The following is a 25635-nucleotide window of genomic DNA, read 5'->3' as shown; positions in this document are numbered from 1 at the left end:
GGGGCCCCCGGGGCGGGGGGGGGGGGGGGGGGGGGGGGGGGGGGGGGGGGGGGGGGGGGGGGGGGGGGGCGGGGGGGGGGGGGGCCGCCGCCCCCCCCCCCCCCCCACGCCGGGACACCCCACCTTCCGGCGCCGCCTGGCCCGGCTCCTGGCGGCGGGCGCGGGCCCCCGGACCGCCCACTACTGGCACCTCATCGGCACCCTCCGCACCCCGGCCGAAGGACCCACCGTCGGTGCTCTGCACGACCGGATGTGCGTGGCGCTCAAGCGCTCGCTGAGCCAGGACCCCGGGCCGCCGGGCCCGGTGTGGGGCGAGTGAGCCGCAGTCGCCGGGAGGCCGGGAAACCTGCCGTGGCAGGCTGCTGCCCCATGATCGACGAATTTGCCAAGGACCACCTGCACGGCCGCCTGCGGCGGGACCGCGAGGCGCTGCTCTGGAAGCTCGACGGACTGTCCCCGTACGACGCCCGCCGCCCGCTGACCGCGACCGGGACGAACCTCCTCGGCCTGGTCAAGCACGTGGCCACGGTCGAGGCCCGCTACTTCGGCGAGGCCTTCGGCCGCCCCTCCCCAGAACCCCTGCCCCGCTGGCAGGACGCCGACGGCAGCGACCTTTGGGCGGCCGCGGACGAGACACTGGACCAGATCGTCGCGTTCTACCGGCGCACCTGGACCCACGCGGACGCGACGATCGAAGCCCTCCCGCTCGACGCCCCCGGCCACGTCCCGTGGTGGCCGCAGCCGCACTGCGACACCACCCTCTTCGGCGTCCTGATCCACATCCTGGGCGAGACCCTCCGCCACGCCGGACAGGCCGACATCCTCCGCGAGACCCTCGACGGCCGCACAGGACTGCGCCCGGAACACGAGCAGGCGATCGACGAGGAGGCCCGCGCGGCCCACCGGGCCGTGCTGGAGCGCACGGCCAGGTCGGCGCCGGACGTCAGGGCCTGACCGGCGCCGCCGTGCGGCGGCCCGCCCCCGGGTGCCGGGGCCGGGCCGTCAGGACGTCAGACCGCGGGACGTCGGACCGTCACGACGCCAGCGCCGCGTTCGGGTCGAACGGGATGCCCGCAGGCTTCGACTTCGACAGGGCGTAGGCGAAGTCGGAGTCGCGGATCTTCAGGGTCGCGGAGCCGAAGTTCGCGGACGTCAGCTTGTCGCGCAGGCCCGCCGGGTAGCCGTTCCAGCCCACCAGGCGCGGGTAGAACCAGCCGCCGGTGGAGTTCTCGATGCGGTCGTCGGAGGCGTTGGCGAAGCGGTAGCAGTGGGTGGACACCCCGTCCTTGTGGTAGACGATCTTGGGGTGGGTGCCGTCGAAGCGGATCGCCGAGCGGGCCGCGATCTGGTAGCCGCTGTGCTGCGAGGCCGACACGTACTGCACCTGGTCGCCGCTGATCCAGACGACGATGTGCTCCCAGTCGTGGGTGTGGCCGATGGCCGCCGGGCCGAGCGTCGCCTGGTCCTTCTCGTAGTAACCGGCGTACACCACCGCGCACCAGCCGTTGTTGCAGGCCGCGCGGGAGTAGCTGTTGGCGGCGGCCAGCTGGGCCGGGTCGTGGCAGTGGCCGTTGACCGCGCCGCCCAGCTTGAGGCCGGGGTTGAGGGTGCCGTCCGAGCCGATCGCCGCCGTCATGTAGCAGCCGTCGGTGTCGAAGTCGTACGCGGGCGCGAAGGTCTGGTCGAGACCGTCGGCGTTCTGCGGGAGCGGCGGGAGCACGGCCGCGTGGGCCGTCGCGGGGACGCCGAGGACGAGGGCGAGGGCGCACAGCAGGGCGGCGAGCGCCGTGCGGCGGCGCCCCGGCGCGGATATCGGTGACACGTCGACTCCTTGCGGGGTGTGGGGGCGGCCAGACCCTCCCAGCCGCCCCCGGGCACCGTCAACCACCCCGTGCGGAACGGAGGGTTACGGATTCCGGCACCCGTCGCGAACCGGTCGCCCGGCACCCGGGACCCCGCCCCGTGAGGGGCGCACACCGGGGCGCACACCCGTCAAGCCGCGACGACGGCGTCCCCGGTTCGTGTGGGACGCGCGCGAAGATCGCGGAACCCGGCCGCCGACACGGCAGGATCGGTGGGGCCGGGGTCGTACCGAACAGGAGCCGTGGGGGCTTCTGGATCCCGCACCCGAGCGTCGTGCGCCGACACCGCCGCTCACCGCCGCCCCCGGACCAGGCTCCGCCCGGGGGCGGCGCGCCGCGCTCCCGCCCCAGCGGTCCTGCCCACCCGGCTACCCGGCGAGCGCCGCCCCGTACAGCTCCGTCATCAGTCCCGCCACCGCCGCCGGTTCCCGCAGCGTCGGGTAGTGGTCGGAACCGGTGAGCCGGACCAGGCGGCAGCCCGGGATGCGGGCCGCCATCCGCTCGTTGCACTCGACGACCGACGGGCGGTCGAGTTCGCCGAGCGCGAGCACCGTCGGTACGGCGATCTCGCCGAGCCGGTCGAAGGCGGGTGGGTCGGGCTGCTGCAGGCCGGCGCTCGCGAACCAGGCGGGCAGCACCCCGCGGAGCTGGGCCGCCGCCACCGGATCGGTCTCCGGGGTGCCGCCACCCGCCCGGCCCCACTCGCCGAGGCCGTGCCGGACGATCGACTCCAGGTCGCCCGCCTTCGCCAGCCGCTCGACCTGCTGGAGGAGCTCAGGGTCGTCGAGGCCCTCGTACCCGGTCACCCCGGGGACGAAGAGGGCGAGGCCCGCCACCCGCCCGGGGGCGGCGAGGGCGACGCTGAGCGACGCCGCGCCGCCCATGCTGGAGCCGACGAGCACGGCCCGGGACAGCTCGAAGTGGTCCAGGACGGCGGTGAGGTCGGCCGCCGCCGAGAACGGGACGGTCGGCGCGGGCGACCGCCCGTAGCCGCGCGCGTCGAAACGGATCAGCCGGAGCCCGCCGTCGAGCCCGGCGACGACCGGGTCCCAGATCGTTGAGTCGCCGACGCCCGGATGGGCCAGGACCAGGGGCAGCCCCTCGCCCCCCGTGTCGTCCGCCCAGAGTTCACCGCCGTCGACCGGCACCATGGTTTCCATGCGCCCAGTGTGAAGCGGCGGCGGCCACCGCCGCCAGGGTGCCCCCGGCCCGGTCGGCGTCAAGTACCGGGGTGGGTCAACGTTCCTGACGTTGTGTCAGTAGTGGCGCAAAAGCAGCCTGTACACCGCTACCGGCCGGTTCTACTCTCAAGTCACTTTGCGGGTGTCCCCACTTCCGCGTTCGCGCGTCCGCGTCCCCACCACCCGCATCCGCACCTCCTCGTACCCCACACTCCGAACCGAGGAGATCCCCATGTCCAAGCTGCTCGTCGCCGCCACCGGACTCGCCGCCGCCACCGCGCTCACCCTCGGCGGCACCGGCGCCCAGGCCGCCTCCACCACCCTCACCCCGGCCGGGCATTCCTTCGCCGCCAAGCTCACCGGCAAGGCCACCTTCGTCGCCGGTTCCACCACCATGACCTGTACGGTCTCCGCCTCCGCACCCGGCACCGGCGGCAACAACAAGATCCCCGCCGCGCCCGGCAACCACAACGACGCGGGCCCGGTCAGCGCCACCATCAACCCGCCGACCTTCAGCGGCTGCACCACCAGCATCGTCGGGGTGAGCGTCACCGTCACCGCCAACGCCACCAACGGCGCCTGGGCCGTCGGCGTCCAGAACGGCGCACCGGCCACCGGCGGCTTCACCATCCCCAAGGGCGGTGTCGTCCTCAAGACCAGCGGCTTCGCCTCCTGCACCATCACCGCCTCGCCCGCGGGCCCGACCGCCGTCAACGGCACCTGGACCAACGGCGCCCCGTCCACCCTCGCCATCTCCGGCGCCCCGGTCCCGGCGACCGTCACCGGCGGCTTCCTCTGCCCGACCGGCAACCAGTCGGCCACCTTCAGCGCCACCTACCAGATCACCGACACCACCGACCCGGCCCAGCAGATCACGGTCACCGGCTGACCAGCACCCACCAGCACCGACCGGCACTGCCCCGCACCGCCCCGATCCGACGCGCCACCGAGGCCCGGCCACCGTCCCGACGACGGCGGCCGGGCCGCCGTCGCCCGCATCCGACCCACCCCGACCGTCGCTTCGGCGGATGATGTTGGGCATGCTTATGGCTCGAATCAGTGGGTGATCCGGGGCGGGGGCCGCGGAGGGGGGAGCCGTAGCGGATGAGCACGCACGAGAGGGAGACGTACGGGAGGGAACCGTACGAGAAGGACCGGCAAGGGGCGGACCGGACGGGCGGGGCGGACCGGACGGATCGCGCGGCGGAGCGCGCGGACCGGGCCGACGGGAGCGCGGAGCCCGTACCGGGGGAGGCCCCGGGCGACGGGCCCCCGGGCCCCCGGACCCACCGGCGCCGCCGCCCCCGGGGCCGTACCGTGCTGCTCACCGCCCTCTGCCTGCTGGTCGGCGCCGTACTGCTCACCGCGGGCGCGGGCTACTGGGCGTACCAGCACTACACCGGCCGGGTGCAGCGCATCCCGCAGACCTTCCCGACGAACGCACCGGTGCCCGCCGCCTCCAAGGGCGGCCAGAACTTCCTTCTCATGGGCCTGGATTCACGCTCGGACGTGCCCATCACCGGCAGTGACGCCAAGGGCAAGCTGTGGACGTACGGGGACCAGCGCAGCGACGCCATGATGCTGGTGCACATCCCGGCCGACCACTCCGCCGCGTACGTCGTCTCGCTGCCCCGCGACTCCTGGGTCGACATCCCGGGCAAGGGCCGCGCCAAGCTCAACGCGGCCTTCTCCTGGGGCGGTCCGCCGCTGCTCATCGACACCGTGCAGCGGCTCACCGACGTGCGCGTCGACCACTTCGCGGTCATCGACTGGAGCGGTTTCCGCAAGCTCACCGACGCGGTCGGCGGCGTCGACATCATCATGTCCGACGGCGAGCGCCGCCACATGAACGGCGACCAGGCCCTCGCGTACGTCCAGGAGCGCAAGAACCTGCCCAACGGCGACTTCGACCGCACCCACCGGCAGCAGAACTACCTGCGCACGGTCCTGGAGAAGGTGATCAGCTCCGCGTCCCTGAAGGACCCGCTCCAGCTGAAGAAAACCCTCGACCTGTTCACCGAGACGGTCTCCGTCGACGAGCGCTTCGGCGACGACGAGATGCGCGAACTGGTCTGGAACATGCGGGAGGTGCGGGCGGGCGACATGACCTTCATGAACGCCCCGGTGAAGGGCACCGGCATGGAGAAGGGCCAGTCGGTGGTCTACCTCGACCGGGCCCGCGGCACCGTGCTCTGGCAGGCGTACCGGGACGACAAGGTCGCCGGATACGTCGAGACGCACCCGATCGACCGGCTGCGCCCCGCCCCCAACTGACCGACCGGTCCGAGGGGCCCGTTCCGGCGTCCCGTACCGCACCGCGCCGACCTGCGGAGTTTTCCGGAATACGGAAGGGGGTCTTGACGGAGGCATTGGTCCAGTCCAATCTGTGACCCGCTCGCCCCCTCCGTCACGGCCCCCACAACTCCCCCTGGAGGTACGGTGTCTGTCCGCAACCGCCTGGTCGCGTCGCTTGCCGCGCCGCTCCTCGGCGCGGCTGCCCTGGTCGCCCTTCCCACCCCGGCCCAGGCCGCCAACATCCTCAGCAACCCCGGCTTCGAGTCCGGCAGCCTGTCCGGCTGGACCTGCTCCGGCGGGCTCGGCTCGGTCGTCGCAACCCCCGTGCACAGCGGCAGCAAGGCGCTGGCCGCCGCCGCGAGCGCGTCCGACAACGCCAAATGCTCACAGACCGTCGCCGTCCAGCCCAACACCAGCTACACCCTGTCCGGCTGGGTCCGCGGCAGCTACGTGTACCTCGGCGTCGACGGCGGCGCCTCCACCTGGACCGCGTCCGCGCCCGGCTACCAGCAGCTGTCCGTCGGCTTCACCACCGGCGCGAGCCAGACCAGCGCCACCATCTACACCCACGGCTGGTACGGCCAGGGCACCTACTACGCCGACGACATCAGCCTCGACGGACCCGGTGGCGGGGGCGGAGGCGACACCCAGGCGCCGAGCGCGCCCGGCGGCCTCACCTCCACCGCGAAGACCTCCTCCAGCGTCTCGCTGTCCTGGACCGCCGCCACCGACAACGTCGGCGTCACCGGCTACGACGTCTACCAGGGCGCCACCAAGGCGGCCACGGTCACCGGCACCAGCGCCACCGTGAGCGGACTCGCCGCGAGCACCGCGTACACCTTCACGGTGAAGGCCCGCGACGCCGCCGGGAACGTCTCCGCGGCCTCCAACCAGATCGGCGTCACCACCGACGCGGGCGGGGGCGGCGGCACCGGCTTCAAGCAGGCCGCGCCCTACCTCTACCTCGGCTGGGGCAACCCGCCCGCGCCGAGCACCGTCATGAACGCGACCGGCATCAAGACCTTCACCATGGCCTTCATCCTCTCCTCCGGCGGCTGCAACCCCGCCTGGGACGGCCAGCGCGCGCTCACCGGCGGCGTCGACCAGTCCACCATCGCCGCCATCCGCGCGGCCGGCGGCGACGTGGTCCCGTCCATCGGCGGCTGGTCCGGCAACAAGCTCGGCCCCAACTGCGCCACCGCCGAGGCCCTGGCGGGCGCCTACCAGAAGGTGATCGACGCCTACGGCCTGAAGTCGATCGACGTCGACATCGAGAACACCGACGAGTTCGAGAACGCGGCCGTCCAGGACCGCATCCTCGGCGCCCTGAAGATCGTCAAGGCCAACAACCCCGGCCTGCACACCATCCTGACCTTCGGCACCGCCACCAGCGGACCCACCTCCTGGGGCAACCGCCTCATCGAGCAGTCCAAGGCGCTGAACGCCAACATCGACGTCTTCACCATCATGCCGTTCGACTTCGGCGGCGGCGCCGACATGTACGGCAACACGATCAGCGCCGCCAACGGCCTGAAGAACAAGCTGAAGTCGGTGTACGGCTGGGACGACGCCACCGCCTACGCCCACCTCGGCATCTCCGGCATGAACGGCCTCTCCGACCAGCAGGAGGTCACCACGCCGGAGATCTGGACCAAGATCCGCGACTGGGGCAACACCAACCACATCGCCCGGCTCGCCTTCTGGTCCGTCAACCGGGACCGGGGCTGCGCGGGCGGCGGGGTGAGCGAGACCTGCTCCGGCATCGCCCAGACCGACTGGCAGTTCACCAAGATCACCGCCGGATTCACCGGCTGATCCGGTCCGGCCGCGCCACCCGCACCGCCTTCACCACCCGCACGGCCCGCACCACCCCCGCCACAGCCCGGAGCGGTCAGTCCGTCTCGGTCTCGGTCTCCGTCTCCGGGAAGTGGCAGGCCACCTCCCTCGGTTCCCCCGCCGCGGTCCGCCGCAGCGGGGGAATCTCGCTGCGGCACCGCTCACGCGCCTTCGGGCAGCGCGGATGGAAGGTGCAGCCGGACGGCGGCGCGGCCGGGCTCGGCGGGTCGCCCAGCAGGGTGATCCGCTCCCTGGCCCGCTCGGCCGCCGGATCGGGCCGGGGCACGGCGGACAGCAGCGCCCGGGTGTAGGGGTGCGCGGGCTCCGCGTACACCCGCTCCTTCGGACCGATCTCGACGATCCGGCCGAGGTACATCACGGCCACCCGGTCGCAGACCCGCTTCACCACCGACAGGTCGTGCGCGACGAACAGATAGGACAGGCCGAGCTCGCGCTGCAGCCGCTCCATCAGGTTCACGATCTGCGCCTGCACCGAGACGTCGAGCGCCGACACCGGCTCGTCGGCGACGACGAGCCGCGGGCCGGTCGCCAACGCCCGCGCGATGCCGATCCGTTGGGCCTGGCCACCGGAGAACTCGTGCGGATGGCGGTCCAGATGCTCCGGGATCAGGCCGACGAGTTCGAGCAGCTCGGCCGCCCTGCGGCGGGCGTCGGCGGCCGAACTGCCCTGCACCAGCAGCGGATCCGCGATGATCCCGGCGACCGTACGGCGCGGGTTGAGCGAGGAGTGCGGATCCTGGAACACCATCTGGAGCTCGCTGCGCAGCGGCTTGAGCGCCCGCTGCGGCAGCCGGCCGATGTCCCGGCCGTCGAACACCACCGAGCCGGAGGTCGGCCGGAGCAGCCGGACAATCATCCGGCCGGTGGTCGACTTCCCGCAGCCGGACTCGCCGACCAGACCCAGGGTCTCGCCCTCGGCGATGTCGAAGGACACCCCGTCGACGGCCCGCACCGGTGCGGCCCGGCGTCCGCGCCCCCGCCCCGGGAAGGTCATCGTCAGATCCCGCACGGACAGCAACGGCGACCCGGCCCCGGTCTTGGCCCCGCTCAGGGCCCCGGCCCCGGTCTTGGCCCACGTCTCGGTCTCGGTCTCATGGTTCATACGGCGACGCCTTCGTACGTGGGGAAGTGGCAGGCCACCGGATGCGCTCCGGGGCCGGTGAGCACCGGGCGCAGCACCGGCCGCTCGCTCTCGCAGCGGGCCCGGTCGGTGTCCGGGCCGCGCGCCGGGCGCGGGCAGCGCGGGGCGAACGCGCAGCCCGGCGCGGGGGAGAGCAGGGACGGCGGCGAGCCGGGGATCGCCCGCAGCGGGGCGTCGTCCGGGTCGTCGAGCCGGGGCAGCGAGTCGAGCAGCCCCCGGGTGTAGGGGTGCGCGGGGGTCTCGAACAGGGTGTCCACCGGGGCCTGTTCGGCCGCCCGGCCGCCGTACATCACCAGGACCTCGTGGGCCACCCGGGCGACCACGCCCAGGTCGTGGGTGATGAGCACGACGCCGAGGCCCCGGTCCTGCTGGACCCGGGCGATCAGCTCCAGGATCTGGGCCTGCACGGTGACGTCGAGGGCCGTGGTCGGCTCGTCGGCGATCAGCAGGTCGGGTTCGCAGACCAGCGCCGTGGCGATCATCACCCGCTGCCGCATCCCGCCGGAGAACTGGTGCGGGTACTCCCCGGCCCGGCGCCGCGGCTCGGGGATGCCGACCTCGGCGAGCGCGTCCACGGCGAGCCGCCGGGCCACCGAACGGCGGGAGCCGAAGTGCACCCGGTGGTGCTCGGCGATCTGCTCGCCGACCGTGTAGTACGGGTGGAGGCTGGACAGCGGGTCCTGGAAGACCATCGCCATCCGCCGCCCGCGCAGCCGGTTCAGCTCCCGCTCCGGCAGGCCGATCAGCTCGCGGCCGGCCAGCGCGACCGAGCCCGACACCTCGGCGGCGGTGTGCAGGCCGAGGACGGCCATCGAGGTCACCGACTTGCCGGAGCCCGACTCGCCGACGATGCCGAGGGTCCGGCCGCGCGGCACGTCGAAGGAGAGCCCGTCGACCGCCCGTACCGGACCGCGCCGGGTCGGGAAGACCACCGTCAGATCGCGCACCGAGAGCAGTGGGCCGCTGCCCGAGCCGTCACGGGGCTCGGATGGTGGCGCGGAACGGGGCTCGGGCATCAGTACCTCACTCGCGGGTCGACGACGGCGTAGAGCAGGTCGACGCACAGGTTGGCGACGACGATGAAGGTGGCGGCGAGCAGCGTCACACCGAGGATCACCGGCTGGTCTCCGGTGGCCAGCGCCCCGTAGAACAGCCGCCCGACGCCGGGCAGTCCGAACAGCGACTCGGTGATGACCGCGCCCGCGAGCAGCCCGCCGAGGTCCATCCCGAACAGGGTCAGGACCGGTGTCATCCCGGCCCGCAGGCCGTGCTTGACGACCACCGTGCGGCGCGGCAGGCCCTTGGCCCGTGCGGTGCGGATGTACGGCTCCGCCATCGACTCGATCATCGAACTCCGGCTCTGCCGGGCGTACATGGCGGCGTACAGGACCGCGAGCGCCAGCCAGGGAAGGAGCAGGTTCTGCGCCCAGTGCAGCGGGTCGGAGCCGAACGGCACGTAACTCGGGTACGGCAGCAGGTGGGTGACCCGGATGAGGCCCCAGATCAGCATCACCGAGGTGAAGTAGACCGGCAGCGAGGCCGCGGCGACCGCGCCGACCATCAGGGTGCGGTCGGTCAGGGTGTCCTTGCGCAGCGCCGCCGTGACCCCGGCGCCGAGGCCGAGCACCAGCCAGAGCACCGCCGCGCCGACCGCGAGCGAGGCCGACACCGGCAGCCGGTCGACGAGCAGGTCCCAGACCGGCTGGCTGTTCTCGTACGAGTAGCCGAGGCAGGGGAAGGCGCAGTCCAGCGCGTACGGTCCGGTGCCGATGGTCCGGCCGGTGAAGACACCGGTCACGAAGTCGCCGAACTGGCGCCACAGCGGCTGGTCGAGACCCATGTGGGCGCGGATCGCGGTGAGCCGTTCGGCGCTGCACGACTTGCCGCAGGCGGCGGCGGCCGGGTCGGACGGCAGCACGTAGAAGATGACGAAGGTGAGGGCGGCGACGGCGAGGAGCACGCCGAGCACGCCGAGGATCCGGCGGCCGAGGTAGGCGATCACGAGCGGCCTCCGCGCGGGTCGAAGACGTCCCGGAGCGCGTCCCCGAGCAGGGTGAACGCGAGCACGGTGAGGAACAGGCAGAGGCTCGGGACCAGGAAGTACATCGGGTCGGTGTCGTAGAAGGCGACGCTCTCGGCGATCATCTGCCCCCAGGAGGGGGTCGGCGGGCGCACCCCGACGCCGAGGTAGCTCAGCGCGGCCTCGGTGGCGATCATGCCCGGCACGATCAGGGTGGTGTACGCGACGACCGGGCCCGCCACGCCGGGCAGCACCTCCCGGGTGAGGATCCGCCAGTTCGACGCGCCGCTGACCCGGGCCGCGTCCACGTACTCGCGGTGCCTGAGCGAGAGCGTCTGGCCGCGCACGATCCGGGCGATGCCGGGCCACCCGAACAGGCCGATGACCAGGATCATCAGGAGCACCCGGTTGACGTCCCTGGCCACCGACATCATCGCGATCATGAAGATGAGGGAGGGGAACGACATGGTGAGGTCCATCAGCCGGGAGAGCACGGTGTCGGTCCGGCCGCCGAAGTATCCGGCGGCCACCCCCGCCGCGACCCCGGCGACCACCACGATGGCGGTGGCGGCGAACGCGATCAGGAGCGAGACCTGGGCGCCGTGCACCAGCCGGGCGAACAGGTCGCGGCCGGTGACGGGTTCGACGCCGAGCCAGTGGTCGGCGGAGATCCCGCCGAGCGGTCCGATCGGCAGCCCGCCGAGGTACGGGTCGACCGCCGACTTGTCGAACTCGTCGGGGCGCCAGCCGCCGAGCCGCCCGATCAGCGGGGCGGCGGCGGCCATGACGGCGAACAGGACGACAACGGCGAGGGCCACCAGGGCGGCGGGGCGGCGGCGCAGTTCGGCGCGGGCGAGCCGCCAGGGGCTGCCGCCGCCGGGCGTCTGGGCGTCGGCCGCCGGGGCCGCGCCGGCCCCGGCGGCGGACTCGACGGTGGAGGTCGTGGTGCTCAACGGGTGCTCTTCGAGGGGTCCTTGAGGCCGACGGTCGCGTAGTCGAGCTGGCCGCCGAAGGAGGTGTGCCCGTAGGCGCCCGCGATGTTGGGGCCGACGAGCAGCGGACGGCGTTCGACGACGACCGGCATGGTGGGTGCCTTCGCGAGGATCTGCCCGTCCAGCTCCTGCCACGCCTTGTTCGCCGCGGCCTGGTCGGTGAGCGCGGCGATCTCGTCCATCCGCTTCATGGTGGGGGCGTCCCGGAACAGTGAGTGGTTGCCGGAGTTGCCCTTCTCCTTGATGTAGCGCCCGTCGAAGACGAACGGCAGGAAGGTGGAGCCGGACGGGTAGTCCGGGCACCAGCCGGTGTAGACGAGATCGGTGCGGTTCTTGGTGTCGCCGATGGTGTCGTAGAACGCGGACGGGTCGACGGTCTCGATGACGACGGTGATCCCGGCCCGGCCGAGGGACTGCTGGACGGCCTCGGCGACCGACTTGTCGCCGTTCGAGACGGTGATCCTGGTGGTGAACCCGTTCGGCTTCCCGGCCTCCTTGAGCAGCTGCTTCGCCTTCTCGGGGTCGCCGGTCAGCGGGATCTTCAAGGTGTCGGGCTGCTTGCCGCCGGTGAACAGCGAGCCCGGCATCAGGGCGGTCGCCGGGTCGTTGAGCGCGGGCCCGCCGGAGGCGGTGAGCACCGCGTCGCGGTCGAGCGCGTACTGCACGGCCCTGCGCACCCGGACGTCGTCGAAGGGCGCGCGGCCGGTGTGCATCTGCACCATCTCGGTGCAGTTGGTGGACTCGGCGAGCAGCCGGGCCCGGATGTCGGGCTTGGTGAGGACCTTCGGGGTGCTCTCCGGGCGCAGCTTGTCCCAGGGGACGGCGGAGGCGTCGGGGCCGGTCGCGGAGACCAGCCGGTCGTCGATCTGGTTGGCCTTCAGGCCCATGGTGACGACGATCCGGTCCGGGTACGCCTTGCGCACGGTGTCGGTGTTCTGGTCCCAGTGCGGATTGCGGACGAGCACCAGTTGCTTGTCCCGGGCGTACGACTCGATCTTGTACGGCCCCGAGGAGAACGGCCGGTTGTCGTACTGCGGGCCCTTGTCCTGGGCGGCCGGCACCGGGGCGAAGGTGGGGAGCACGGTGGCGTAGTTGAACTCGGCGAAGGGTTTGCGGAGTTCGAAGACGATGGTGCGGCTGTCGGGGGTGCGGATCGACGCCAGGTGCTTGCCGCCGGCCGGGCCCTGATAGCCCTCGGCGCCCGCGAGGTAGCGGGCGGCGTAGTCGGGGCCGCCGGGCAGCTCGGGGGAGAAGGACCGCTCGACGTTGTACTTGACGTCCTGGGCGGTGACCGGGCTGCCGTCCTCGTAGCGCAGTCCGGACTTCAGCCGGAAGGTCCAGGTCTTCGCCCCGTTGGACGGGGTGCCCAGGTCCTCGGCGAGGTCGGTGGTCAACTCGCCGCCCTTGGTGCCGGGTTCGGCGCGGTAGGTGAGCAGCGTGCGGTAGAGCAGCCGGGTGCCGAAGTCCATGTCGCCGACCACCCAGTTGCGGGCCGGGTCGAGATGGGTGAAGTCCTGGTTGGACAGCACATGGAGGGTGCCGCCCTTGGCCGGGGCGCCGCCCACGGCCTTTCCGTTGGTGGCGGCGGCGGGGTTCGCCCCGGCGGCCCGGTCGTGGGTGCCGCCGGAGCCGCCGCCGGTGCCGGAGCAGGCGGCCGTGGCAAGGGTGAGCGTCGCCAACAGGGCGATGCCGAGGGCGTGTCGGGTGTGCTTGTCCATCAGGGTCACTCCGTGGGGCGCAGGGCGCTGAAAATGTGACCCGTAAAATAGTAATGTGAAATTGTACTGCGCAAGCCCTCGGACATCACAGAGAAGGTTCGCCGCATGACCCTCATCTCCCGCAACCCCGCCGACCCGGCCGACATCCTGGTCGAACTCCGGTCCCCCGGGGCCTTCGCCGCCGCCGACGCCGTCGAGCGCGCCCGGGTCGCCCAGACCGGCTGGGTCACCGCCGGAGCGGGTGCCCGCGCCACCGCCCTCGGCGCGCTCGCCACCGCGATCGAGACCGCGGGCGACGAACTCGCCGCGCTCGCCGTACGGGAGGTCGGCAAGCCGCTCGCCGAGGCCCGCGCCGAGCTCGCCCGTACCGTCGCCCTCTGGCGCTACTACGCCCAGGCGCCCTACGAGGCCACCGGCACCGTCCACGAACCCGCCGCCGGAGCGGGCCTGTTGCTCACCCGGCGCCGCCCGCACGGCGTCGCCGCGCTGATCACCCCCTGGAACTTCCCCTTCGCCATCCCCAGTTGGAAGGCCGCCCCGGCGCTCGCCGTCGGCAACGCGGTCGTCCTCAAGCCCGCCCCCGAGGCCACCGCCTGCGCCCTGCGGCTCGCCGAGCTCGCCCGACGCGCCCTGCCCGAAGGCGTGTTCACGGTCGTCCCCGGCGGCGCCGCCGAAGGCGCCGCGCTGGTCTCCGCCGCCGACGTGGTCTCCTTCACCGGCTCCTCCGCCGTCGGTGCGGGCGTGGTGCGCGCCGCCACCGAACGGGGCGTGCCGGTCCAGGCCGAGATGGGCGGACTCAACGCGGCGATCGTGCTGCCCGACGCCGACATGGCGCTCGCCGCCCGCCACATCGCCGCCTCCGTCGCCGGATACGCGGGCCAGAAGTGCACCGCCACCAGCCGGGTCGTCGCCGTCGGCGCCGCCCTGGAACCGCTGCGCGAGGCACTCGCCGAGGAACTGCGGGCCGTCCCCGTCGGCGACCCCGGCGACCCCGGCACCGTCTGCGGCCCGCTCATCACCGAGGCCGCCCGCGACGCCACCGCCGCCGCCTGGGCGGACCTGCCCGTCCTCGCGGGCGGCGCGGTGCCCGACCGCACCGGCTGGTACGCCGCGCCCACCCTGGTCGAGAAGGCCGGGCCCGACCACCGGCTGCTCCGCGAGGAGGTCTTCGGACCGGTCGCCGCGCTGCTCCCGGCCCGCGACCTCGACCACGCGGTCCGGATCACCAACGCGGCCCGCTACGGCCTGGTCACCTCGGTGCACACCGCCGACCTGGCCGCCGCCCTGCACGGGCTCGACGCCCTCGACACCGGCATGATCCGGATCAACGCCCCCACCACCGGGGTCGACTTCCATCTCCCGTTCGGCGGCGCCAAGGACTCCAGCCACGGCCCGCGCGAACAGGGCCGCGCCGCCCTGGAGTTCTACACCTCGTCGCGTACGTACACCCTGGTGCCCGGCTGACCGCGCCCGAGTGCGGGATCCGTCCGGGTGCGCGTCCGCGTGGGCGCGTGCGTCCGGTGCCCCGCCGGGGTCGAATGGGGGCGTACGGGCACCGCCCCGTACGGCCGCCGCCCCGCGCGGGGACGGCGGCCGCCACCGGGTACGACAGAGGGCAGGGCAGGACATGAGCGAGCTCATCGCGGTCACCGGAGCGACCGGACGGATCGGCGGGCGGGTGGTGCGCCGTCTTGCCGGGGCGGGCCTGCCGGTCCGGGCGCTCGGGCGCGACCCGGAGAAGCTGGCCGCGCTGCCGACCGGCGACACCAGGACCGCGTCCTACGCGGACACCGCCGCGATGGGCGCCGCCCTCGCGGGCGCGGACACCCTGTTCCTGGTCTCCGCCCACGAGGGACCCGGCCGGGTGCGGATCCACTCCGCCGCCGTGGACGCCGCCGTCGCCGCCGGGGTGCGGCGGGTCGTCTACCTCTCGTACCTGAACGCCGCACCCCACGCGACCTTCACCTACGCCCGCGACCACTGGCACACCGAACAGCACATCCGGTCCACCGGCGTCGCCTTCACCTTCCTGCGGGACAGCAGCTACCAGGCCGACCTGGCCGCGATGACCTCGCCGGACGGGGTGCTGCGCGGCCCCGCCGGGGACGGCCGGGTCGGTGCGGTCACCCACGACGACATCGCCGACTCGGCCGCGGCCGTGCTCCGCGCCACCGACGGGGCGCACGACGGCGTCACCTACGACATGACGGGTCCGCAGGCGCTGAGCTTCGCCGAGATCGCCGCCGCGCTCGCCGCGGCCAGCGGGCGTCCGGTGCGGTACGTGCCCGAGACCCGCGACGAGGCGTATGCCTCGCGGGCCGTGTACCAGGCGGCGGACTGGGAGGTGGAGGGGTGGGTCACCTCGTACGAGGCGGTCGCGACGGGCGAGATGGAGGACGTCTCGGACGACGTCCAGACCCTCACCGGACGGCCGCCGCAGTCCTTCGCGGACTTCCTGGCGGCCCACCCGGAAAGCTACCGGCATCTGCGGCGGGACTGAGCCGGGGGAGCGGCGGTCGCCGAAAGGGCACGGGCGGGCACGGGCGGGCACGGTCGGGCACTGACAGGCGCTGACAGGCACCGGCGGGCATGGGCGGCGGTATTCATTCGCTCAAGCATTCGATTATCGGGGTAGGCTGTGTCCCATGACCGCCGTGCCCGCCGACCTCACCCGCCTCCCCGGCCTTCAAGGCTCCCTCTTCGACCAGGCCGCCGAGACCGGTCTCGGCGCGCTGACCGGCGTCCGGCGCACCCCGCTCGGCGCCGGGGCCTGGGTCGACTTTCTGCCCGGCTGGCTGCACGGCGCCGACACGCTGTTCGAGGAGCTGGCCGCCGGGGTGCCGTGGCAGGCCGAGCGGCGCCGGATGTACGACTCCGTGGTCAGCGTTCCCCGGCTGCTCGCGCACTACCGGCAGGGCGAACCGCTGCCGCACCCGGTGCTCACCGAGGCCCGGGACGCGCTCGGCGCGTACTACGCGCGCGAACTGGGCGAGCCGTTCGTCACCGCCGGGCTCTGCCTCTACCGGGACGGGCGGGACAGCGTCGCCTGGCACGGCGACCGGACCGGCCGCTCGGCCACCGAGGACACCATGGTCGCGATCCTCGCCCTCGGCGACCCGCGCGACCTGGTGTTCCGGCCGCGCGGCGGCGGCCCGGTCGCGCTGCGGCTGCCGTCGGGCCACGGCGACCTGCTGGTGATGGGCGGCTCCTGCCAGCGCACCTGGGAGCACGCCGTACCGAAGACCGGCCGGGCCGTCGGACCCCGGATCAGCGTGCAGTTCCGGCCACGTGGTGTCGCCTGACCGTCTGTCCGTACACGCAATTCTTTTGCGGAATTTGCGCTAGCCTTGCGCGCATGACGCGACGACTTGCTCAGGTTGCCAAGAAAGTGGGAGTCAGCGAAGCCACGGTCAGCCGGGTGCTCAACGGCAAGCCCGGAGTCTCCGAGGCGACCCGGCAGTCCGTCCTCACCGCGCTCGACGTGCTCGGCTACGAACGCCCCACCCAACTGCGCGGCGAGCGGGCCCGGCTGGTCGGCCTCGTCCTGCCCGAGCTGCAGAACCCGATCTTCCCCGCCTTCGCCGAGGTGATCGGCGGCGCCCTCGCCCAGCAGGGCCTCACCCCGGTGCTCTGCACCCAGACCAAGGGCGGCGTCTCCGAGGCCGACTACGTCGACCTGCTGCTCCAACAGCAGGTGTCCGGCGTGGTGTTCGCCGGCGGGCTCTTCGCGCAGGCCGACGCCCCGCACGAGCACTACCGGCGGCTGGCGGAGCGCAACATCCCGGTCGTCCTGGTCAACGCCCCCATCGAGGGCCTCGACTTCCCCTGTGTCTCCTGCGACGACGCCGTCGCCGTCGAGCAGGCGTGGCGGCACCTGGACTCGCTCGGCCACGAGCGGATCGGCCTGGTGCTCGGGCCCGCCGACCACATCCCCTCGCGGCGCAAGCTGGCCGCGGCCCGCGCCGCCTCGCTCACCGCGGGCCGCGAACTGGCCGACGAGTTCGTCGAGCGGTCGATGTTCTCGCTCGAGGGCGGCCAGGCCGCCACCGCCCGGCTGCTCGACCGCGGCGTGACCGGCATCGTCTGCGCCAGCGACCCGCTGGCGCTCGGCGCGATCCGGGCCGCGCGCCGCCGCGGCCTCGCCGTCCCCGGCGAGGTGTCCGTGATCGGCTTCGACGACTCGGCGTTCATGAACTGCACCGAGCCGCCGCTGTCCACCGTCCGCCAGCCCATCGAGGCGATGGGCCGGGCCGCCGTCGAGCTGCTGTGCGCCCAGATCCAGGGCAGCCAGACCCACTCCGGCGAGCTGCTCTTCGAGCCCGAGCTGGTGGTCCGCGGCTCCACCGCCCCGCCGCCGCTCGGCTGACCCCCGGGCCGCCACCGGCCCGGTTTCCCGGCCACCGGGCCCCACGCCCCGCTCCCACCAGGAGCGGGGCGTTTTTCTTGTCCGGGGCGTAGACGACTCGACAGTCCTCTGGAACTCTCTGAGCGTTCGTTGCAAGGAATCAACAGCATGGTGTTTCCCGTAGACGAGACAGAGGAAATGATGAGAATCCGCAAGCTATGGGCACGGAGTACGGGAGCGTTCCTCGCGACCTCCCTCCTGATGCTCGGTGGTCCGCTGTCGACCGCCCGGGCCGCAGGCGGGCCCAACCTGGCCCTCGGCGACCCCACGGCCGCGAGCAGCTCCCACTCCGCGTACGGCGCCGCCAACCTCACCGACGGCAACCAGGGCACGTACTGGGAGAGCGCGGGCGGCGGCCTCCCGCAGTGGGCGCAGACCGACCTCGGCGCCACCGAACGCGTCGACGAGGTGGTGCTGCGGCTGCCCGCGGGCTGGGAGAGCCGCAGCCAGACCCTGTCCGTGCAGGGCAGCGCCGACGGCACCAGCTTCAGCACCCTCAAGAGCTCCGCCTCGTACACCTTCAGCCCCGGTGCGGGGAACACCGTCACCATCGGCTTCCCGGCCACCCTCACCCGCTTCGTCCGGATCGCGATCACCGCCAACACCGGCTGGCAGGCGGCCCAGTTGTCCGAGCTGGAGGTGCACGGCGCCGACGCCACCTCACCCAACCTGGCGGCCGGCCGCACCCTCACCGCCAGCAGCTACACCCAGACCTACAGCGCGCCCAACGCCAACGACGGCAACCGCGCCACCTACTGGGAGAGCACCGGCGGCGCGCTCCCGCAGTGGCTCCAGGCCGACCTCGGCTCCGCCGTCCGCGTCGACCGGGTGGTGCTGAAACTGCCCGCCGGCTGGGAGACCCGCAGCCAGACCCTGAAGATCCAGGGCAGCACCGACGGCAACACCTTCACCGATCTGACCGCCGCCAAGGCGTACAGCTTCGACCCGGGCACCGGGAACACCGCCACGATCACCTTCGACGCCACCACCACCCGCCACGTCCGGGTCCTGGTCTCCGCGAACAGCGTGCAGAACGCCGCCCAGCTCTCCGAACTGGAGATCTACGGCCCGGCCACCGGCGACACCCAGGCGCCCACCGCGCCCACCGGCCTCGCCTACACCGAGCCCGCCACCGGCCAGATCAAGCTGACCTGGAACGCCGCCACCGACAACACCGGCGTCACCGGCTACGACGTCTACGCCAACGGCGCCCTGCTCACCAGCGTCGCGGGCGGCGTCACCACGTACACCGACAACCGGCCCGCCGGGCAGACCGTCTCCTACACGGTCCGCGCCAAGGACGCGGCAGGGAACATGTCCGGCGACAGCAACACCGTCACCCGGATCGGTGACACGGGCGACACCCAGGCGCCCACCGCGCCCGCGAACCTCGCGCTCACCGAACCGGCCGCCGGTCAGATCAAGCTGACCTGGACGGCGTCCACCGACAACACCGGCGTCACCGGCTACGACGTGTACGCCAACAACACCCTGCGCGGCTCCGTCGCGGGCAACGTCACCACGTACACCGACAACCAGCCCGCCACCGCCACCGTCAGCTACGTCGTCCGGGCCAAGGACGCCGCCGGGAACGTCTCCGGCGCCAGCAACACCGTCACCCGCGACGGCTCAGGACCCACCGGCTCCAACCTCGCCGTCGGCAAGCCCATCACGGCCACCTCCACGGTCCATGTGTTCGCCGCCGAGAACGCCAACGACAACAGCCTCACCACCTACTGGGAGGGCGCGGGCGGCAGCTACCCGCAGAACCTCACCGTGCAGCTCGGCTCCAACGCCGACGTCGACCGGCTGGTCCTCAAGCTCAACCCGGACACCGCCTGGGCAGGCCGCAGCCAGACCGTCGAGGTCCTCGGCCGGGAACAGAACGCCACCGGCTACCGCAGCCTGGTCGCGGCCCGGAGCTACACCTTCGACCCGGGCAGCGGCAACAGCGTCACCGTGCCGCTCGGCGGCGCCCGGCTCGCCGACGTCCAGCTCCGCTTCACCGCCAACACCGGGGCCCCGGCAGGCCAGTTGGCCGAGTTCCAGGTGATCGGCGTGCCCGCCCCCAACCCCGACCTGGAAGTCACCGGGCTGACCGTCGCACCCGCCGCCCCGGTCGAGTCCGACCCCGTCACCGTGACCGCCACCGTCCGCAACAGCGGCCCCCTGGCCGCCCCGGCCAGCTCGCTCGCGATCCGGCTCGGCGGCAGCAAGGTCGCCGGCGCGCCGGTCGCCGCGCTCGCCGCGGGCGCCCAGACCACCGTCCAGGTGCCCATCGGGGCCCGCGAGGCGGGCACCTACCAGCTCAGCGCCGTCGCCGACGAGGCCGGTGCCGTCATCGAGCAGAACGAGACCAACAACACCTACACCAGCCCCGCCGACCTCGTCGTCAAGCCGGTGGCCAGCGCCGACCTGGTGGCCGCCGCGGTCGCCATCACCCCGTCGAGCCCCGCCGCGGGCGACAACGTCACCTTCAAGGTGACCGTGAAGAACCAGGGCACCCAGGCCGGTACGTCCGGCGCCCACGCCGTCACGCTCACCGTCACCGACGACCGCGGCACCGCGGTCAAGACCCTCACCGGCTCCTACCCCGGCCCGCTCGCGCCCGGCGCCACCGCCGACGTCACCCTCGGCGCCTGGACCGCCGTCAACGGCTCGTACACGGTGCGGACCGTACTGGCCGACGACGCCAACGAGTTGCCGGTCAAGCACGCCAACAACACCTCCAGCCAGGGCCTGTTCGTCGGCCGCGGCGCCCACATGCCGTACGACATGTACGAGGCCGAGGACGGCACGCCCGGCGGCGGCGCGAGCGTCGTCGGACCCAACAGGACCGTCGGCGACATCGCGGGCGAGGCGTCCGGCCGCAAGGCCGTCAGCCTCGACGCGACCGGCGAGTACGTCGAGTTCACCACCCGCGCCGACACCAACACCCTGGTGGCCCGCGTCTCGCTGCCCGACGCGCCCGGCGGCGGCGGGCTCGACTCCACCATCGACGTGTACGTCAACGGCGTCCTCAAGAAGGCCCTGCCGGTCACCTCGAAGTACGCCTGGCTGTACGGCGCCGAGACCGCGCCCGGCAACTCGCCGGGCTCCGGCGCGCCGCGGCACATCTACGACGAGGCGCAGCTGATGTTCGGCGAGACCGTTCCGGCCGGGAGCAAGGTCCGGCTGCAGAAGGACGCCGCCAACTCCCAGACGTACGCGATCGACTTCATCAACCTGGAGAAGGCCACCCTGGTGGCCAACCCCGACCCGGCCGCGTACACCGTGCCCGCCGGATTCACCCACCAGGACGTGCAGAACGCGCTCGACAAGGTGCGCATGGACACCACGGGCAAGCTCGTGGGCGTCTATCTGCCGCCCGGCGACTACCAGACGTCGTCGAAGTTCCAGGTGTACGGCAAGGCCGTCCAGGTGGTCGGCGCGGGCCCCTGGTACACCGTCTTCCACGCCCCCTCGGCGCAGGAGAACACCGACATCGGCTTCCGCGCCGACGCCACCGCGAAGGGCTCGCTCTTCAAGGGCTTCGCCTACTTCGGCAACTACACCTCGCGCATCGACGGACCCGGCAAGGTCTTCGACTTCGCCAATGTCTCGGACATCGTCATCGACGACATCTGGAACGAGCACATGGTGTGCCTCTACTGGGGCGCCAACACCGACCGGATCACCATCAAGAACTCCCGGATCCGCGACATGTTCGCCGACGGCGTCAACATGACCAACGGCTCCACGGACAACCTGGTGACCAACAACGACGCCCGGGCCACCGGCGACGACAGCTTCGCGCTGTTCTCGGCGATCGACGCGGGCGGCGCGGACGAGAAGAACAACGTCTACGAGAACCTGACGGCCACGCTGACCTGGCGGGCCGCGGGCGTGGCCGTCTACGGCGGCTACAACAACGTCTTCCGCAACATCCACATCGCGGACACCCTGGTCTACTCGGGGATCACCATCTCCTCGCTGGACTTCGGCTATCCGATGAACGGCTTCGGCACCGAGCCCACCACCTTCGAGAACGTGTCGATCGTGCGCGCCGGCGGCCATTTCTGGGGCGGTCAGACCTTCCCCGGCATCTGGCTGTTCTCCGCGTCCAAGGTGTTCCAGGGCATCAGGGTCAACCATGTCGACATCGTCGACCCCACCTACAGCGGCGTGATGTTCCAGACCAACTACGTGGGCGGACAGCCGCAGTTCCCCATCAAGGACACCGTCCTCAGCGACATCTCCATCACCGGCGCCCGCAAGAGCGGGGACGCCTACGACGCCAGGTCGGGCTTCGGCCTGTGGGCCAACGAGATGCCGGAGTCGGGCCAGGGCCCGGCGGTCGGCGAGGTGACGTTCAACGGTCTGCGGCTGAGCAACAACGCCGTCGACATCCGCAACACGACCTCCACCTTCAAGATTCACGTCAATCCGTGACGAGCTGACGAGCTGACGAGGTGACGGGGGAGCGAGAGAAGTACTGAACGCCGGGCAAGAACCGGTGTGACCAGGGCCGTTGCACGTCATGGTGATGACGTGCAACGGCCTTGTGCACGTGGAGGGTTGCGATCCTCTGTCGAGCATTTACGAAAGCTGCGCGATATCTTGCGCCCTGTTGTCGGGAGTGGTTGAGTGTGCCGCGCCCCACCCCGCATCTCCCACCACCCCGCCCCGCATCTCCCACCACCCCACCCCGCACCCCCCCCGCCACGCACCCGCCCGAAGGGGACCCACCCATGAGAGTTGCCCGGTTCCGCCCTGCCCGCCGCGCAGGCGCGATCGCCCTCGTCTCCGCCCTCGCGCTCACCACGCTGGCCGCCTGCGGCACCAGCAGCAGCAACGACGGCGGCGACGCCGGGGCGAACGGATCCGCCGACCCGTCCGCCCCGCTCGACCCGAAGACCAAGGTGACCCTCACCATCGACTGCATGCCCCCGGCGGCGAAGGCGGCCGAGCTCAAGGAGTGGAAGGAGGACGTCACCGCCTTCAACAAGATCTACCCGAACGTCACCGTCGAGGGCCGCTCCACCCCCGGCCAGTGCCTGGAGCCGCCGCGGTTCACCGCGATGCTCAAGGCCAAGTCGCAGCCGGACGTCTTCTACACCTACTTCACCGACCTGCCCCAGGTGCTCGACGAGGACGGCGCCGCCGACATCAGCGCCTACGTCAACGACAAGACCGTCCCGCTCCTGAAGGACATCGACCCCGGCGTCCTCGGCTCGCTCCGGCAGGACGGCAAGCTGTACGGGCTGCCCACCAGCAACTACACGATGGGCCTGCTGGTCAACCGCAAGCTCTTCAAGCAGGCCGGGCTCGACCCCGACAACCCGCCGCGCAGCTGGGACGAGGTCCGGGCCGCCGCCAAGAAGATCGCCGGACTCGGCGGCGGCATCTCCGGCTTCGGCGAGTACAGCGCGGGCAACACCGGCGGCTGGCACTTCACCGCCCAGCTCTACAGCCGCGGCGGCGACATGGTCGACGCGAGCGGCAAGAAGGCCGCCTTCAACACCGACCTGGGCAAGCAGGTCGCCCGCGACCTGCACGCCATGCGCTGGGAGGACGACAGCATGGGCAAGACCCAGCTCCTCCAGTGGGGCGACCTGCAGAAGCAGATCGCCACGGACAAGCTCGGCATGTTCCTCGCCGCGCCCGACGACATCGCGTACATGGTCCAGCAACTCGGCGCGAAGTATGAGAACTTCGGCATGGGCCCGATCCCCGGCGGCAAGAACACGCTGGCCGGCGGCAACAACTACATGATCAAGAAGGGCATCTCCGGCGACAAGATCAAGGCCGCGATCGCCTGGCTGAACTACAAGAACCTGTCGGTCGGCAAGGGTCAGTTCGACTGGGCCCGCAGCAAGGCCGACGGCCTCCCGGTCGGCGTCCCGCAGCCCAACTTCTGGCTGAACGACTCCAAGGCCAAGGACGACGCGAGCCGCGTCCAGAACGCCACCATGCCGGTCGCCAACTTCAAGGCGTTCATGGACAGCCCGGTCCCCGGCAAGGCCGAGCCGCCGAAGGCCCAGGAGATCTACAAGGTCCTCGACACCGTCATGTCGGCCGTCCTCACCAACAAGGACGCCGACATCGACAAGCTCCTCGCCACCGCCGAGACCCAGGTCAACCAGGTCCTGGCCAACGGGTGACGCACCCGGGCGGGGCGGCCCACGGCCCCACGGCCTCACGGCCTCACGGCCCACGGCCCCACGGGCTCGACGCCCGCCGCCCCGCCCGGCCGCCCGCCCGCAGCCCGGACCCGCAGCCACGAGCAGGAGCCCCGATGACGGCCACCGGCCTCACCCCGAGCACCCAGGGAGCACCCGACCCCGCCTCCCAGGCAGCGGCCCGCCCCACGGCCCACCACCCGGCCCGGGCCCCCGGCCGCCTCGCCCGCAGCGTGCGGCGCAACCTCACCGCCCACGGCTTCCTCATCGGCGCCGTCGTCTGCTTCGCCCTCTTCTCCTGGTACCCGATGGTCCGCGAGTTCCTGCTCGCCTTCCAGAAGACCGAACGCGGCCGCACCACCTGGGTCGGCCTCGACAACCTCACCACCGTCGTCAACGACCCCGCCTTCTGGCAGGCATGGCGCAACACCCTGCTCTTCACCGCGCTCGCCCTGGTCCTCGGCTTCGCCGTCCCGTTCGTCACCGCGCTCGTCATCAACGAGTTCCGGCACGGCCAGGGCTACCTCCGGCTGCTCGTCTACCTCCCGGTGATGCTCCCGCCGGTCGCCTCCGTACTCCTCTTCAAATACCTCTACGACCCCGGCTACGGCCTCCTCAACGAACTCCTGCGCCTGCTCCACCTGCCCGAACAGCAATGGCTCCAGGACCCCGACCTGGCGATGCTCTCCGTCGTGGTCGCCGCCACCTGGATGAACATGGGCGGCGCCACCCTCATCTACCTGGCCGCCCTCCAGGGCATCCCCGGCGAGCTGTACGAGGCCGCCGAGCTCGACGGCGCGGGACTGCTCCGCAAGATCTGGCACGTGACGATCCCGCAGACCCGGCTGATCCTCACCCTGATGCTGCTCATGCAGGTCATCGCCACCATGCAGGTCTTCGTCGAACCGTTCCTGCTCACCGGCGGCGCCGGCCCCGAGGGCTCCACCACCACCGTCGTCCACCTCATCTACCAGTACGCCTTCAGCTTCAACAACTACGGCGCCGCCGCCGCGCTCGGCCTGCTCCTGCTCGTCCTGCTCGCCGGTTTCTCGGCCGCGTACGTCAGGCTCAGCCGGACCGAGGAAGCCTAGGCACAAGGGGGGAGACCAGCATGTCCACACGCACCCTCATCCCGCCGTCCCAGCGCAACCGGCCGCGCGGCAAGGTGATCTACCGCTCCACGCTCGCCCTGGTGCTCGGCGGCTTCACCCTGGTGTTCCTCGGCCCGCTCTACTGGATGGTGTCCAGCGGCCTCAAGGACACCCAGGAAGCCGTCGCCACCCCGCCCACCCTGTTCCCCGGCAGCGTCGACACCTCGAACTACAGCCGCGCCTGGGAGGTCATGGACCTCTCCTCGCTGCTCCTCAACACCCTCTACTACGCACTCGGCGCGCTCGCCTTCCAGCTCGTCCTCGACGTCGCCGCCGCCTACGCGCTGTCCCGGCTGCGGCCCGTCCTCGGCAAGGCGATCCTCGGCATGATGCTCGCCACCCTGATGATCCCGGCCACCGTGCTCGTCGTGCCGCAGTACCTCACCGTGCTCGACGTGCCGTTCGTGGAGCGCAACCTGCTGAACAGCCCCTGGGTGATCTGGCTGCCGTCGGTCACCAACGCCTTCAACATCTTCCTGCTGAAGCGCTTCTTCGACTCCATCCCGCAGGAACTCCTCGACGCCGCCGCCATGGACGGCGCCTCACCGCTGCGGATCCTGTGGTCGATCGTGCTGCCGGTCTCCCGGCCGATCCTCGGCGTGGTGTCGATCTTCGCGGTGGTCGGGGTCTGGAAGGACTTCCTCTGGCCGATGCTCACCCTGCCCGACCCGGCGAAACAGACCCTCAACGTCGGCATCTACTCGCTCGCCAACGGAGTGCCGGTCAACGTCCTCATCGCCGCCCTGACCATCGCCTCCGTGCCCACCCTCATCCTCTTCCTGATCTTCCAGCGCAACATCATGGGCGGCCTCACCGCCGGCAGCCTCAAGGGCTGACCCCGCCGCCGCTCGT

The 25635-nt window shown here is 72.2% G+C and carries 19 protein-coding genes; 12 read left to right on the top strand and 7 right to left on the bottom strand.

Annotation, left to right across the window (positions count from 1 at the left end; translation table 11 throughout):
* Window positions 1-369: 369 nt before the first annotated feature.
* The gene (locus ACIPXM_RS19645; protein ID WP_401656910.1) at window positions 370-954 is read left to right on the top strand and encodes a DinB family protein; all 585 of its coding nucleotides are present in this window, start codon (window positions 370-372) and stop codon (window positions 952-954) included.
* 79 nt (window positions 955-1033) lie between these two features.
* Here the strand turns inward: ACIPXM_RS19645 and ACIPXM_RS19640 are convergent, their stop codons facing one another.
* Together ACIPXM_RS19640 and ACIPXM_RS19635 are read right to left on the bottom strand one after the other, a co-directional pair.
* Complete coding sequence (locus ACIPXM_RS19640; protein WP_401656908.1) at window positions 1034-1822, bottom strand: NPP1 family protein; 789 nt, start codon at window positions 1820-1822, stop codon at window positions 1034-1036.
* A 408-nt stretch (window positions 1823-2230) separates the two neighbouring features.
* Window positions 2231-3022, bottom strand: coding sequence for an alpha/beta fold hydrolase (locus ACIPXM_RS19635; RefSeq protein WP_401656906.1), 792 nt, complete (start codon window positions 3020-3022; stop codon window positions 2231-2233).
* Between the two features lie 253 nt (window positions 3023-3275).
* Here ACIPXM_RS19635 and ACIPXM_RS19630 point away from each other — a divergent pair, with 253 nt between their 5' ends.
* The 3 genes from ACIPXM_RS19630 to ACIPXM_RS19620 all read left to right on the top strand — a co-directional run bounded on the left by ACIPXM_RS19630 (window position 3276) and on the right by ACIPXM_RS19620 (window position 7153).
* Window positions 3276-3932 carry a hypothetical protein gene (locus tag ACIPXM_RS19630; RefSeq protein ID WP_401656904.1) on the top strand — a complete coding sequence of 219 codons (657 nt, stop codon included), beginning with the start codon at window positions 3276-3278 and terminating at the stop codon, window positions 3930-3932.
* Between the two features lie 215 nt (window positions 3933-4147).
* A complete protein-coding gene (locus tag ACIPXM_RS19625; RefSeq protein ID WP_401656901.1) occupies window positions 4148-5317 on the top strand; it encodes an LCP family protein in 1170 nt (389 codons plus the stop codon).
* 165 nt (window positions 5318-5482) lie between these two features.
* Window positions 5483-7153 (top strand): carbohydrate binding domain-containing protein, encoded by a 1671-nt coding sequence (locus tag ACIPXM_RS19620; RefSeq protein WP_401656899.1) that lies wholly within the window; start codon window positions 5483-5485, stop codon window positions 7151-7153.
* Window positions 7154-7229: 76 nt separating this feature from the next.
* Here ACIPXM_RS19620 and ACIPXM_RS19615 read toward each other — a convergent pair whose 3' ends face one another.
* From ACIPXM_RS19615 to ACIPXM_RS19595, 5 genes are all read right to left on the bottom strand, one after another.
* Window positions 7230-8189, bottom strand: coding sequence for an ABC transporter ATP-binding protein (locus ACIPXM_RS19615; RefSeq protein ID WP_401656943.1), 960 nt, complete (start codon window positions 8187-8189; stop codon window positions 7230-7232).
* Between the two features lie 104 nt (window positions 8190-8293).
* Window positions 8294-9352, bottom strand: coding sequence for an ABC transporter ATP-binding protein (locus ACIPXM_RS19610; protein ID WP_401656897.1), 1059 nt, complete (start codon window positions 9350-9352; stop codon window positions 8294-8296).
* Window positions 9352-10338, bottom strand: coding sequence for an ABC transporter permease (locus ACIPXM_RS19605; protein ID WP_401656895.1), 987 nt, complete (start codon window positions 10336-10338; stop codon window positions 9352-9354). The genes ACIPXM_RS19610 and ACIPXM_RS19605 overlap by 1 nt, the downstream gene beginning before the upstream one ends.
* Complete coding sequence (locus tag ACIPXM_RS19600; RefSeq protein ID WP_401656893.1) at window positions 10335-11309, bottom strand: ABC transporter permease; 975 nt, start codon at window positions 11307-11309, stop codon at window positions 10335-10337. The genes ACIPXM_RS19605 and ACIPXM_RS19600 overlap by 4 nt, the downstream gene beginning before the upstream one ends.
* Window positions 11306-13066 carry an ABC transporter substrate-binding protein gene (locus tag ACIPXM_RS19595; protein WP_401656890.1) on the bottom strand — a complete coding sequence of 587 codons (1761 nt, stop codon included), beginning with the start codon at window positions 13064-13066 and terminating at the stop codon, window positions 11306-11308. Before ACIPXM_RS19595 ends, ACIPXM_RS19600 begins: the two co-directional genes overlap by 4 nt.
* Before the next feature lie 105 nt (window positions 13067-13171).
* Between ACIPXM_RS19595 and ACIPXM_RS19590 the strand changes: the two genes are divergently transcribed.
* The 8 genes from ACIPXM_RS19590 to ACIPXM_RS19555 all read left to right on the top strand — a co-directional run bounded on the left by ACIPXM_RS19590 (window position 13172) and on the right by ACIPXM_RS19555 (window position 25619).
* A complete protein-coding gene (locus ACIPXM_RS19590) occupies window positions 13172-14530 on the top strand; it encodes an aldehyde dehydrogenase family protein (protein ID WP_401656888.1) in 1359 nt (452 codons plus the stop codon).
* A gap of 163 nt (window positions 14531-14693) precedes the next feature.
* Window positions 14694-15566, top strand: a complete 873-nt coding sequence (locus ACIPXM_RS19585; protein WP_401656886.1) for an NmrA family NAD(P)-binding protein — start codon at window positions 14694-14696, stop codon at window positions 15564-15566.
* A 145-nt stretch (window positions 15567-15711) separates the two neighbouring features.
* Entirely contained in the window at window positions 15712-16368 is a 657-nt protein-coding gene (locus ACIPXM_RS19580; protein WP_401656884.1) for an alpha-ketoglutarate-dependent dioxygenase AlkB, read from the top strand.
* 53 nt (window positions 16369-16421) lie between these two features.
* The gene (locus ACIPXM_RS19575; protein WP_401656882.1) at window positions 16422-17432 is read left to right on the top strand and encodes a LacI family DNA-binding transcriptional regulator; all 1011 of its coding nucleotides are present in this window, start codon (window positions 16422-16424) and stop codon (window positions 17430-17432) included.
* A gap of 240 nt (window positions 17433-17672) precedes the next feature.
* Entirely contained in the window at window positions 17673-21902 is a 4230-nt protein-coding gene (locus tag ACIPXM_RS19570; RefSeq protein WP_401656880.1) for a discoidin domain-containing protein, read from the top strand.
* A gap of 299 nt (window positions 21903-22201) precedes the next feature.
* A complete protein-coding gene (locus tag ACIPXM_RS19565; protein WP_401656878.1) occupies window positions 22202-23614 on the top strand; it encodes an ABC transporter substrate-binding protein in 1413 nt (470 codons plus the stop codon).
* Window positions 23615-23748: 134 nt separating this feature from the next.
* Window positions 23749-24723 carry a carbohydrate ABC transporter permease gene (locus ACIPXM_RS19560; protein ID WP_401656876.1) on the top strand — a complete coding sequence of 325 codons (975 nt, stop codon included), beginning with the start codon at window positions 23749-23751 and terminating at the stop codon, window positions 24721-24723.
* Window positions 24724-24743: 20 nt separating this feature from the next.
* The gene (locus tag ACIPXM_RS19555; protein WP_401656874.1) at window positions 24744-25619 is read left to right on the top strand and encodes a carbohydrate ABC transporter permease; all 876 of its coding nucleotides are present in this window, start codon (window positions 24744-24746) and stop codon (window positions 25617-25619) included.
* The last annotated feature ends 16 nt before the right edge of the window (window positions 25620-25635 follow it).

This window comes from Streptomyces sp. NPDC090025, assembly GCF_044748125.1.
Classification (GTDB): domain Bacteria; phylum Actinomycetota; class Actinomycetes; order Streptomycetales; family Streptomycetaceae; genus Streptomyces.
This window is presented reverse-complemented; position numbering and strand designations above follow the sequence as displayed.

Bases quoted from the DNA above. Each gene is read 5' to 3' on its own strand.
- ACIPXM_RS19590 (WP_401656888.1), top strand. From the start codon at position 13,172: ATGACCCTCATCTCCCGCAACCCCGCCGACCCGGCCGACATCCTGGTC.
- ACIPXM_RS19610 (WP_401656897.1), bottom strand. From the start codon at position 9,352: ATGCCCGAGCCCCGTTCCGCGCCACCATCCGAGCCCCGTGACGGCTCG.
- ACIPXM_RS19560 (WP_401656876.1), top strand. From the start codon at position 23,749: ATGACGGCCACCGGCCTCACCCCGAGCACCCAGGGAGCACCCGACCCC.
- ACIPXM_RS19565 (WP_401656878.1), top strand. From the start codon at position 22,202: ATGAGAGTTGCCCGGTTCCGCCCTGCCCGCCGCGCAGGCGCGATCGCC.
- ACIPXM_RS19615 (WP_401656943.1), bottom strand. From the start codon at position 8,189: ATGACCTTCCCGGGGCGGGGGCGCGGACGCCGGGCCGCACCGGTGCGG.
- ACIPXM_RS19645 (WP_401656910.1), top strand. From the start codon at position 370: ATGATCGACGAATTTGCCAAGGACCACCTGCACGGCCGCCTGCGGCGG.
- ACIPXM_RS19555 (WP_401656874.1), top strand. From the start codon at position 24,744: ATGTCCACACGCACCCTCATCCCGCCGTCCCAGCGCAACCGGCCGCGC.
- ACIPXM_RS19635 (WP_401656906.1), bottom strand. From the start codon at position 3,022: ATGGAAACCATGGTGCCGGTCGACGGCGGTGAACTCTGGGCGGACGAC.
- ACIPXM_RS19595 (WP_401656890.1), bottom strand. From the start codon at position 13,066: ATGGACAAGCACACCCGACACGCCCTCGGCATCGCCCTGTTGGCGACG.
- ACIPXM_RS19630 (WP_401656904.1), top strand. From the start codon at position 3,276: ATGTCCAAGCTGCTCGTCGCCGCCACCGGACTCGCCGCCGCCACCGCG.
- ACIPXM_RS19585 (WP_401656886.1), top strand. From the start codon at position 14,694: ATGAGCGAGCTCATCGCGGTCACCGGAGCGACCGGACGGATCGGCGGG.
- ACIPXM_RS19575 (WP_401656882.1), top strand. From the start codon at position 16,422: ATGACGCGACGACTTGCTCAGGTTGCCAAGAAAGTGGGAGTCAGCGAA.
- ACIPXM_RS19625 (WP_401656901.1), top strand. From the start codon at position 4,148: ATGAGCACGCACGAGAGGGAGACGTACGGGAGGGAACCGTACGAGAAG.
- ACIPXM_RS19570 (WP_401656880.1), top strand. From the start codon at position 17,673: ATGCTCGGTGGTCCGCTGTCGACCGCCCGGGCCGCAGGCGGGCCCAAC.
- ACIPXM_RS19580 (WP_401656884.1), top strand. From the start codon at position 15,712: ATGACCGCCGTGCCCGCCGACCTCACCCGCCTCCCCGGCCTTCAAGGC.